Below are 9,571 nucleotides of genomic sequence, written 5' to 3' on the forward strand. Positions count from 1 at the left end.
GATCGGGTGCCTGTGCCACGTCTTATGATTGCACAGGCAGGACGCGAAGCGAAGAGCGCGCTACTTCGGCTGTGGCACGATCCGGATATAGGGCTTCGGCGCTTTCCAACCCTGCGGAAACAGCTTTTTGGCGTCCTCGTCGGTGACGGAGCCGGCGATGATGACGTCGTCGCCCGGCTTCCACTGAGCGGGGGTAGCGACCTTATGTTTGGCGCCGAGCTGCAGCGAGTCGATGACGCGCAGCACTTCGTCGAAATTGCGTCCGACCGTCATCGGATAGACCAGGATCAGCTTGATCTTCTTGTCCGGTCCAATGATGAAGACGTTGCGGACCGTCTGGTTGTCGGCTGCCGTGCGCCTGGCCGGATCGCCGGAAACGGCGGCGGGCAGCATGCCGTACAGCTTCGACACATTGAAATCGGTATCGGCGATCATCGGATAATTCGGCTCGAAACCCTGGGTCTCGCCGATGTCCTTGGCCCAGTCGGCATGGCGGTCGACCGGGTCCACCGACAGGCCGATGATCTTGACGCCGCGCTTGTCGAATTCCGGCTTGATGCGCGCCATATAGCCGAGTTCGGTGGTGCAGACCGGGGTGAAGTCCTTCGGATGCGAGAACAGCACGCCCCAGGAATCGCCGAGCCAGTCGTGAAAGCGGATTTTGCCCTGCGTGGTTTCAGCTTCAAAATCCGGGGCGGTATCGTTGATCGCGAGAGCCATGGTGATCTCCATCATTCCGGGACGCAGGATCGGATGCGCCCGCTTTCGGCGCCCGATTTCGGCCCCTGGATATAGGGGGTTTGCAAAACAAAAGTGAGGCCGGCATGTTCCGAATGTTCGGGCCGGCAGGAAATCGTTTTTCAGCGGGGGGATGTTTTCGGGCAATATCGTTCTCCCTGCGACCGACCAGGTGCGGCCATGGACATCATCGATCTGCTTTCCCACTTCGCCGTGGCGCTCGGCATCGGTCTTCTGATCGGGATCGAGCGCGGCTGGCGCACGCGGGAAGAGAAGCCCGGCAGCCGCACCGCCGGGGTGCGCACATTCACCATTATCGGCCTGCTCGGCGGGACTGCGGGCGTCCTTGCCGAAACCGCGGGCAAGCCGCTGACCGTGACCGGCGGCGTGATCATCGGGCTCGGCTTTGCCGCCTTCGCCATAACGTTCACGATGATGTGCCGCGACGAGAATCGCGCCGACGGCAGCTTTTCCGCGACCACGGCAATCGCCGGCATGCTGACCTTTGCGTTGTCGGCCTATGCCATGATCGGCGATGTCCGGGCGGCAGCAGCTGCTGCGGTCGCAACGGTCGGTGTGCTTGCCTTGCGCACGCCATTGCACGCCTGGCTGACCACGCTCGAGGAGCGCGAGATCCGCAGCGCGCTCATTCTGCTCGCCATGACCTTCATCGCGCTGCCGGTCATTCCCGACCAGTCAATCGGCCCCTTTGGCGGCGTCAATCCGCGCGAAATCTGGCTGATCGCGATCATCCTCGCCGGTGTGTCGTTTGCGGGATACCTCGCCGTGAAGTTGCTTGGCACGCGGCACGGCATCATGCTGGCGGCCGCGGCGGGCGGCCTTGTATCCTCAACCGCGGTCACGGCATCCAGCGCGAAACGCGCGGCGGCCGGCGAAGGAGCGCCGCATCTGTTGGCGGCGGGCGTCGCGCTTGCAACCGCGGTGTCATTTGCGCGGGTGATCGCCATTGCCGGTTTTCTCACGCCCGGACTCCTGCGATTTCTCGCGCCGCCCCTCGGAGCGGCCATCCTGGCCGCGGTGACGTGGTCCTTCATCGCGGTGTCGCGGCGAAGCTCCGAAGGCGACGACGAGCAGCCGGTCGAGTTCAAAAACCCGTTCGAATTCTGGGCCGTGATCGGCTTCGCCCTGCTGCTTGCGGCTATCGTCCTTGCCGGACGGCTCCTCGGCGAAAATCTCGGCGAGATGGGCGCCATTGCGGGCGCGCTGGCACTCGGGCTTGCCGACGTAGACGCCGTGACGGTCTCGATGTCGCGCCTGACACCGGAGCCGTTGTCATTCAACGCAGCAGCGCTGGCCATTCTGGCGGCCGTGGTCTCCAACAATGTCAGCAAGACCGCGATCGGGGCGGTAGCCGGCCGGGGCGCGTTTGCCGTCCAGATCGCAGCCATGACGGCGCTGTGCTTTGCAGCGGGGGCCTTGGCCTATTGGCTGGCCGGGCTGATCATCCCGCCCTGAATCCGAATTGACATTTTTGTTGCAGCGCCGAAAAGATGGGCGAAAGGGGGCTCCTGCTGCATGTTCAAGCGTATCCTGATCGCCAATCGCGGCGAAATCGCCTGCCGGATCATCAAGACCGCCCGCCGCATGGGCATCGAAACGGTGGCGGTCTATTCCGACGCCGACCGCGACGCTCTCCATGTTGAGATGGCGGATGAGGCGGTTCACATCGGGCCTCCGCCGGCGGCCCAAAGCTATCTGCAGATCGACAAAATCGTTGCCGCCTGCAGGGCAACGGGAGCGCAGGCCGTCCATCCTGGCTACGGCTTCCTGTCGGAGCGCGAAGCTTTCCCCAAGGCGCTGGAAGCCAACGGCATCGTCTTCATCGGGCCGAACGCCAAAGCCATCGCCGCGATGGGCGACAAGATCGAGTCGAAAAAGGCGGCGGCCGCGGCGAAGGTCTCGACCGTGCCCGGCTATCTCGGCGAGATTGCCGATCCGGAGGAAGCTGCCAAGATCGCTGACGAAATCGGCTATCCGGTGATGATCAAGGCTTCGGCCGGCGGCGGCGGCAAGGGCATGCGGATCGCCTATTCGCGCGCCGAGGTTGCCGAGGGGTTCGCGCGCGCGCGATCGGAGGCGAAATCCTCGTTCGGCGACGACCGGGTGTTCGTCGAGAAATTCATCGTCGATCCGCGCCATATCGAAATCCAGGTGCTGGGCGACAAGCACGGCAACGTCATCCATCTCGGCGAGCGCGAATGCTCGATCCAACGCCGCAATCAGAAGGTGATCGAGGAAGCGCCGTCACCGCTTCTTGACGAGGCGACGCGCAGGAAAATGGGCGAGCAGGCGGTCGCGCTGGCAAAAGCGGTCGGCTACGACAGCGCCGGTACCGTCGAATTCGTTGCCGGGCAGGATCGCTCCTTCTATTTCCTCGAAATGAACACCCGGCTGCAGGTCGAGCATCCGGTGACCGAACTCGTCACCGGCATCGACCTCGTCGAGCAGATGATCCGCGTGGCTGCGGGCGAGAAGCTCGCCATCAGGCAGAGCGACGTGAAGCTCACCGGTTGGGCGGTGGAGAGCCGAGTTTATGCGGAAGATCCGTATCGCGGCTTCCTGCCCTCGACAGGACGGCTGGTGCGCTACCGTCCTCCGGCGGAATCCCAGGAGCACGGCATCACGATCCGTAACGACACCGGCGTTTATGAGGGCGGCGAAATCTCGCTCTATTACGACCCGATGATCGCCAAGCTCATCACCCATGCGCCGACTCGCGAAGCGGCGATCGATGCGCAGGCGGCCGCGCTTGACGCGTTCTATGTCGGCGGCATCCGCCACAACATCCCGTTCCTCTCCGCCTTAATGGCGCATCCGCGCTGGCGATCGGGCCAACTCTCGACCGGATTCATCGCCGAGGAGTTCCCGGACGGCTTTCATGGGGTGCCGCCCGAGGGCGAAACCGCGCATGTGATGGCTGCGGTCGCGACCGCGATCGACCATGTACTGGGTGAACGAAAGCGCCAGATTTCCGGTCAGATGCGCCATCGGCTGGTCACGCGCGAGCGCCAGCGCGCGGTCTGGCTGAACGAGACCGAATACAAGCTCGACGTGATGCGCGGGAATGGTGTGATCGAGGTCGCGTTCCGCAATGGCGATGCCCACGTTCATCGCCTCCAGTCGGACTGGAAGCCGGGCGACCCGGTCTGGTCCGGCACTGTCGACGGCAAATCCGTCGCGGTGCAGGTCAACCCGGTGCCGAATGCTTTCGATCTGTTCTATCGCGGCGCGCAGGCGCGCGCTTACGTCTACACCGAGAGCGAGGCCGCCTATGCGCGGCTGATGCCGCTGAAGAAGGCGGCCGACAGCGGCAAGGCGCTGCTGTGTCCGATGCCCGGCCTCGTGGTGTCCATCGCGGTCGCCGAAGGACAGGAGGTCAAGGCGGGCGAAACGCTGGCCGTGGTCGAAGCCATGAAGATGGAAAATGTGCTGCGCGCCGAGCGCGATGGTACGGTGAAGAAGATCAACGCCAAGAAGGGCGACAGCCTCGCCGTCGATGCCGTGATCATGGAGTTTGCCTGAGGCCTGCCGCATGCGACGATAGGCGCATGAGCATTTTCGAATCGCTTCATCCGTCCGGAGATATCGATCAGGGCCCTTACGCGCGGGCGCTGATCGGGCTTGTGATCGGCGCCGTTCTCTCCAACATGCTGAGTGCGCCGGCGATCTCCGACACCTTCGGCCTCTGGCCGTTTGCCGTCACCCAGCTCGCTCTGCTCTGGTTCTGGTTCGCGCTGACCGCGAGGCGCATGCGCAGCGCCGAACGCAGCGTGCTCGGCGTCACCGCGGTGGCCCTGATTGCCGCGATCGCCGTCGTTCTGCTGACAATGATGCTATTGCTGCAATATACCGATATCGACGCCGGCATCGCCGCGCCCTGGGTGCCGGCGTCGATCGGGACGCTGATCTATCCCTTCGTGTTCCTGGTCAATATTGTGGCCGGGCCGCCGGCCGCGGCGCAGGATGTCACGCTCGCGGCGCTCTCGGCGCTGACGGTTGCACCGCTCCTCCTGATGATCTGGTATTCGGCCTGGGCGGCGTTGCAGCCGGCCGAATTGCATGCGAGCGAGCCGCCCGAGTGATGCTGTATTTCGCCTATGGCTCGAACATGAGCTGCGGGCCGATGCGCAGGCGCTGTCCGACCGCACGGGAGGCAGGGATCGGCGTACTGCGCGGCCATCGTTTCTTCATCATGGCGAATGGCTATGCCTCGGTCGCTCCCGCGCCGGCATGCAACGTGTACGGCCTGCTGTGGCGGATCGGGCCTTGCGATCTCGCCGCACTCGATGTCTATGAAGATGTGGCGGGCGGATTGTATGTGCGCAACACAATGCCGGTTTTGCAGGACGGGCGGACAATGCAGGCGCTGGTCTATCTCGGCTGCGAGAGGCAGGAAGGCAGGCCGCGTGCGGACTATATGGCGCTTGTCGTCAATGCCGCGCGCGACTGCGGCCTTCCGGAGGATTATGTTGCGAAACTCGAGCGCCTCGCGCCGCAATGAGTGAATAAGGGCGATGAGCGACATTGTCTTCCGCCGCGTGGTCGTCCATGGCCGTGTCCAGGGCGTCGGTTTCCGCGACTGGACCAAACGCACCGCGCGCAAGCACGGCATCGAAGGGTGGGTACGCAACCGCGCGGACGGCAGCGTCGAGGCGCTGTTTGCCGGGTCGCCGGGGGCGGTCGCCGGCATGATCGAAGCCTGCCGCAACGGGCCGCCAAGCGCAGCGGTGACCTCGATCGAACAGCAGGACGCTGCGCTGTCAGATCTCGCTCTGCGCCGTGCGGATGAAGGCTTCAGCGTGCTCGGGACGGTTTAGAACCCCGAACAGGCGCTCGAACTCCGCCTTCAATGCGAGATCGAGATCGTCCATCGTCACCGGCAGTCCGAGGTCGACCAGGCTGGTCACGCCAAATTTCGGTTGATGCACGCCGCACGGCACAATGCCGCCGAAATGGGAAAGGTCCGGCTCGACATTGATGGCGATGCCGTGCAGCGACACCCAGCGCGTCAGCCGGATTCCGATCGCCGCGATCTTGTCCTCGCAGCCTGACCCCTTGTCAGGCCGCCGCACCCAGACCCCGACCCGGTCGTCGCGGCGTTCGCCCACGACATTGAAACGCGCGAGCGCGCGGATGATCCATTCCTCCAGCGTCGCCACATAGGCGCGCACATCCTGCCGCCGCCGCTTCAGGTCGAGCATCAGATACACCACCCGCTGGCCGGGACCGTGATAGGTCATCTGGCCGCCGCGGCCGGTGCGGTGGACCGGGAATCGCGCCTCCAGAAGGTCGGCAGCGCCGGCGCTGGTTCCGGCGGTGTAGAGCGGGGGATGCTCAAGCAGCCAGACAAGCTCATCGGCCTCGCCTGCGGCAATGCCCGCCGCCCGCGCTTCCATCGCCGAAAGCGCTGCTTCATAGGCCACAAGACCCGCTTCGACCCGCCATTCGGGAGGCGGGCTGCCGGGCCGGGCGGTCAGGCCCGGACGAAGAGTGTTGCGCGCGTTAACCATCGATTCACCATAGCATGGTGACCTGCCGGCAGAAGGTTTCTCCGGCGTCGGAAGGACATAGCCACGTGCCCACACTCGACAAGGTCTCGCTCGATATTTCCGTCGTTCTCGGCACCAGTGTCATGCCGGTGCATCAGGTTCTGCGCCTTGGCCGCGGCGCCATCATCGAGCTCGATGCCGGGGAGGACGACGACGTGAAGATTCTCGCCAACAACCTGCCGGTCGCCGAAGGTACCGTGTTGGTCAACGGCAGCCGGATCGCGGTCGAGGTCAAGCGGCTCCTGCCGAAATCGCCTGACATGCGCTGATTTTCGCCGGCCGGATGGCCGCAAAAACGGGCCATACCGGCTGGATACGGCTCTTGTCGCTGCGGATTGCATTTGTTACATGCTGCCGACCTCACGCCGGGCGATCCGGCGCAAGACCCCAAACGCGGCCGTGGCGGAACTGGTAGACGCACTGCCTTGAGGTGGCAGCGGGTAACACCGTGGAGGTTCGAGTCCTCTCGGCCGCACCAAATTGCATCGATCGCTGTCTGAAGGTCGGGCTGAGCGGGCTTTGGCGCTTGCCGCAGGCAGCTCACGCCGCGACGCGGTCAAGTACCGGAACCAGCCGCGGATGGCGGTGCGCGTCAAGGCTCTTCAGAAAATTGATCAGCGCCATCTCGTTTTGGTGTAGCCGGCCGTGGCGGCCAATCCGGCCTGCGGCCCAGGCAATCTCGGCGTCGGTCGCACGTGGCGTGGTCCAGCGATCGACGGCGTCGGGGACCGCATCCGGTTCCCGATAGGCGTTCAAAATTCCCTTCAGGCCACCTTCCAGCATGCGCCCCATGAAAGCCGGAACGCCGGCCGGCGGCTCGTCGAGCCAGGCCTCGCGGCGCAGCGCCTCCTGGCGCGTCGGCACCCGATAGCCGGACGCCGCCATCAGGAAATTCGCCAGCGCCTTCACGTAAAGGTCGGACCAGGACGGGTGATTGTGTTCGTGGTCGGTGGCGTCGTTGATGTCGAACAGAACCTCGGCCTCGGCTTGCGTGACCGCAATATTTCCGTCACCGCCAAAGGCGTAGAGGATGCGCCGGACCATTTCGGTCTCATGGTCCTCGACAGCGCCGATGTTGCATTTTCGCCGCGCACCCACGGCGCCCGCGCCGGTCACGACCCCGATCTTCACCTGATCGAGCGCAAACCGCACCAGAGACACCGGGCTTTGCCGGGATCGTTCCAGCACCTTGATCAGCAATTCCAGCTCGCAGGCGGTGTCGACGCAACCGGAGCGGCCGATCCGCTGGATCAGATATGCCGCATTGTCCTCGGAAACGTAACCCGAGGGCTCGGCCTGGGTGACAACATAATCGGTCAGCGCCTCGACGAAAAAGGCGGGCCAGGCGGGGTCGGCATTGTGATGCAGTTTGTCGTTCAAGAGAAACGCGAGTTCCGCATCCGCTCCGGTGACGATGCCTTTCCAGAATACGCGGTGCCGCAGGGCAAGAATGTCGTCCGCGGTGATCACGCCCCGCGCAAGAATGGCTTGTACCTGTTCGCTGTCCGGCATGTTCTGATGCTCGCGAATTGCTGTCTGAGCGACACAGTCGCAGAATTCGCTTGCTTTTCGGCTAAGCCGAAGGGTGAACGGATTGGCGGTGGTTTCATGCAAACTGCCGCACGGCGTGTAACGGCCTGATAAGACTTTGTGGTCGCATCGCTGCCGGTCACGCGCGTTGGACGCCGGGTCGCCGGGACGCCGGGACGCCGGGAAGCGGATGATTTGTTGTATCGGTGACATCTCATTGTTGTTTCTGGCGATGACCGCGCCTACAAGCGGCGGATTGCGTCGCGGGGACCGGCGCGCGGTGGGGACGGCATGGCCGAACACGACATGCAGGCGAAGGAAACGGAGCGCGCCGACGTCCGCTCGCCCGCGGATGAGTTCCGCGACGAGACCGGCGCCATCCGTGAAGACTTCCTTAATCGCGTCTCGGATGCGATTCGTCACCATGACTCTGCGATCCTGCGCGATCTGGTCGGCGAACTGCACGAGGCCGATACCGGCGACCTGATCGAGGCGCTCGAGCCCGATCTGCGCCCGCAGCTCATCGAATTGATGGGCAAGGATTTCGACTTCTCCGCTCTGACTGAAGTCGACGACACCGTCCGTGAGGAAATTCTCGAGGAACTGGGGCCGGAGACCGTCGCCGAGGGCGTTCGCGAACTCGATTCCGACGATGCCGTCTACATTCTTGAGGATCTCGACCGCCAGGAGCAGGTCGAAATCCTCAATCAGCTGCCGCCGACCGAGCGCGTCGCGCTCGAACGGAGCCTGCTTTATCCGGAGGAATCCGCCGGCCGGCGGATGCAGACCGAATTCATCGCTGTGCCGCCGGAATGGAATGTCGGCCAGGCGATCGACTATATGCGCGAGACCGTCGATCTGCCGGACCGTTTCTACGAGCTCTACGTCGTCGACCCGGCCGGAAAGTTTCTGGGCGCGGTCGCGCTCGACCGGCTGTTGCGCACCAAGCGGCCGGTGCCGATCGTCGATCTGATGGACGAGGACCGCCGCAGGGTCCGCGCCACCGAGGACCAGGAAGAAGTGGCGCGCCAGTTCGAGCGCTACAACCTGGTCGCGGCGCCGGTGGTCGACGAAGACGACCGGCTGGTCGGCGTTCTCACCTTCGACGACATCGTCGACGTGATCGAACAGGAGGCGGAAGAGGATATCCGCGCACTCGGCGGCGTGACCGGCGATGAAGAATTGTCGGACACCGTGCTTGTCACGTCGCGTTCGCGTCTGCCGTGGCTCGTCATCAACATGGGCACGGCGTTTATCGCTGCGACCGTGATTTCATTCTTTGAGGCCACGATCGAGCAGGTGGTGGCGGTGGCGTTCCTGATGCCGGTTAATGCCGCGCTCGGCGGCAATGCCGGCACCCAGGCGCTGACGGTTGCAGTGCGTGCGCTCGCCACCCAGGAACTGACGGCGTCGAACCGGGGGCGCGTGATCGTGCGCGAATGTCTGGTCGGGCTGGTCAATGGCTGCGCGCTGGCAGTCCTTGCCGGCACCATCGCCGCGCTGATCTTCGGCAACGTCAAGCTCGGGCTCGTGCTCAGCGCCGCCATGGTGCTGACGGTGATGTTCGCCACCACGCTCGGTATCCTGGTCCCGCTACTCTTGAACCGGCTCAAGATCGATCCCGCGGTCGCCTCCGGCGTATTCGTCACCACGACGACCGACGTTTTCGGGTTTTTCATCTTCCTCAGCTTCGCCACGATCATGTTCCGGCTGGTCTGATCCGGCCGGCCGGA

At 64.2% G+C, this 9,571-nt stretch carries 10 protein-coding genes and 1 tRNA gene; 8 read left to right on the forward strand and 3 right to left on the reverse strand.

From position 1 onward, the window contains the following. Positions 1-60 precede the first annotated feature (60 nt). Complete coding sequence (locus ACK41X_RS21165; protein WP_409727509.1) at positions 61-720, reverse strand: peroxiredoxin; 660 nt, start codon at positions 718-720, stop codon at positions 61-63. A 198-nt stretch (positions 721-918) separates the two neighbouring features. Here ACK41X_RS21165 and ACK41X_RS21170 point away from each other — a divergent pair, with 198 nt between their 5' ends. The 5 genes from ACK41X_RS21170 to ACK41X_RS21190 are packed head-to-tail and all read left to right on the forward strand — an operon-like array spanning position 919 to position 5,576. Beyond that, on the forward strand, positions 919-2,214 hold the full coding sequence (locus ACK41X_RS21170; protein WP_409727512.1) for an MgtC/SapB family protein: 1,296 nt from the start codon (positions 919-921) through the stop codon (positions 2,212-2,214). A 60-nt stretch (positions 2,215-2,274) separates the two neighbouring features. Then, on the forward strand, positions 2,275-4,281 hold the full coding sequence (locus ACK41X_RS21175) for an acetyl-CoA carboxylase biotin carboxylase subunit (protein ID WP_409727515.1): 2,007 nt from the start codon (positions 2,275-2,277) through the stop codon (positions 4,279-4,281). 26 nt (positions 4,282-4,307) lie between these two features. Beyond that, a complete protein-coding gene (locus ACK41X_RS21180; protein ID WP_409727518.1) occupies positions 4,308-4,841 on the forward strand; it encodes a hypothetical protein in 534 nt (177 codons plus the stop codon). After that, entirely contained in the window at positions 4,841-5,260 is a 420-nt protein-coding gene (locus tag ACK41X_RS21185) for a gamma-glutamylcyclotransferase family protein (RefSeq protein ID WP_409727532.1), read from the forward strand. The genes ACK41X_RS21180 and ACK41X_RS21185 overlap by 1 nt, the downstream gene beginning before the upstream one ends. A gap of 13 nt (positions 5,261-5,273) precedes the next feature. Then, entirely contained in the window at positions 5,274-5,576 is a 303-nt protein-coding gene (locus tag ACK41X_RS21190; RefSeq protein WP_409727521.1) for an acylphosphatase, read from the forward strand. Here the strand turns inward: ACK41X_RS21190 and lipB are convergent. After that, positions 5,520-6,269: a lipoyl(octanoyl) transferase LipB gene (gene lipB, locus ACK41X_RS21195; protein WP_409727524.1), complete on the reverse strand. Its 750-nt coding sequence runs from the start codon at positions 6,267-6,269 to the stop codon at positions 5,520-5,522. The genes ACK41X_RS21190 and lipB overlap by 57 nt on opposite strands. Before the next feature lie 65 nt (positions 6,270-6,334). On the opposite strand from lipB, the gene ACK41X_RS21200 reads away from it, so the two are divergent. Both ACK41X_RS21200 and ACK41X_RS21205 read left to right on the forward strand, forming a co-directional pair. Beyond that, positions 6,335-6,577 carry a FliM/FliN family flagellar motor switch protein gene (locus tag ACK41X_RS21200; RefSeq protein WP_409727527.1) on the forward strand — a complete coding sequence of 81 codons (243 nt, stop codon included), beginning with the start codon at positions 6,335-6,337 and terminating at the stop codon, positions 6,575-6,577. Between the two features lie 124 nt (positions 6,578-6,701). Beyond that, a tRNA-Leu gene (locus ACK41X_RS21205) sits at positions 6,702-6,786 on the forward strand. 62 nt (positions 6,787-6,848) lie between these two features. Here the strand turns inward: ACK41X_RS21205 and ACK41X_RS21210 are convergent. Then, on the reverse strand, positions 6,849-7,820 hold the full coding sequence (locus ACK41X_RS21210) for a hypothetical protein (RefSeq protein ID WP_409727529.1): 972 nt from the start codon (positions 7,818-7,820) through the stop codon (positions 6,849-6,851). A 324-nt stretch (positions 7,821-8,144) separates the two neighbouring features. Here ACK41X_RS21210 and mgtE point away from each other — a divergent pair, with 324 nt between their 5' ends. Further along, positions 8,145-9,557: a magnesium transporter gene (mgtE, locus tag ACK41X_RS21215; RefSeq protein WP_409727535.1), complete on the forward strand. Its 1,413-nt coding sequence runs from the start codon at positions 8,145-8,147 to the stop codon at positions 9,555-9,557. The last annotated feature ends 14 nt before the right edge of the window (positions 9,558-9,571 follow it).

Origin of the sequence: Pseudorhodoplanes sp. (genome assembly GCF_046289595.1) — a bacterium.
Classification (GTDB): domain Bacteria; phylum Pseudomonadota; class Alphaproteobacteria; order Rhizobiales; family Xanthobacteraceae; genus Pseudorhodoplanes.

Coding starts and splice junctions, on each gene's coding strand:
- ACK41X_RS21165 (WP_409727509.1), bottom strand. CDS start 720: ATGGCTCTCGCGATCAACGATACCGCCCCGGATTTTGAAGCTGAAACC.
- ACK41X_RS21170 (WP_409727512.1), top strand. CDS start 919: ATGGACATCATCGATCTGCTTTCCCACTTCGCCGTGGCGCTCGGCATC.
- ACK41X_RS21175 (WP_409727515.1), top strand. CDS start 2,275: ATGTTCAAGCGTATCCTGATCGCCAATCGCGGCGAAATCGCCTGCCGG.
- ACK41X_RS21180 (WP_409727518.1), top strand. CDS start 4,308: ATGAGCATTTTCGAATCGCTTCATCCGTCCGGAGATATCGATCAGGGC.
- ACK41X_RS21185 (WP_409727532.1), top strand. CDS start 4,841: ATGCTGTATTTCGCCTATGGCTCGAACATGAGCTGCGGGCCGATGCGC.
- ACK41X_RS21190 (WP_409727521.1), top strand. CDS start 5,274: ATGAGCGACATTGTCTTCCGCCGCGTGGTCGTCCATGGCCGTGTCCAG.
- lipB (WP_409727524.1), bottom strand. CDS start 6,269: ATGGTTAACGCGCGCAACACTCTTCGTCCGGGCCTGACCGCCCGGCCC.
- ACK41X_RS21210 (WP_409727529.1), bottom strand. CDS start 7,820: ATGCCGGACAGCGAACAGGTACAAGCCATTCTTGCGCGGGGCGTGATC.
- mgtE (WP_409727535.1), top strand. CDS start 8,145: ATGCAGGCGAAGGAAACGGAGCGCGCCGACGTCCGCTCGCCCGCGGAT.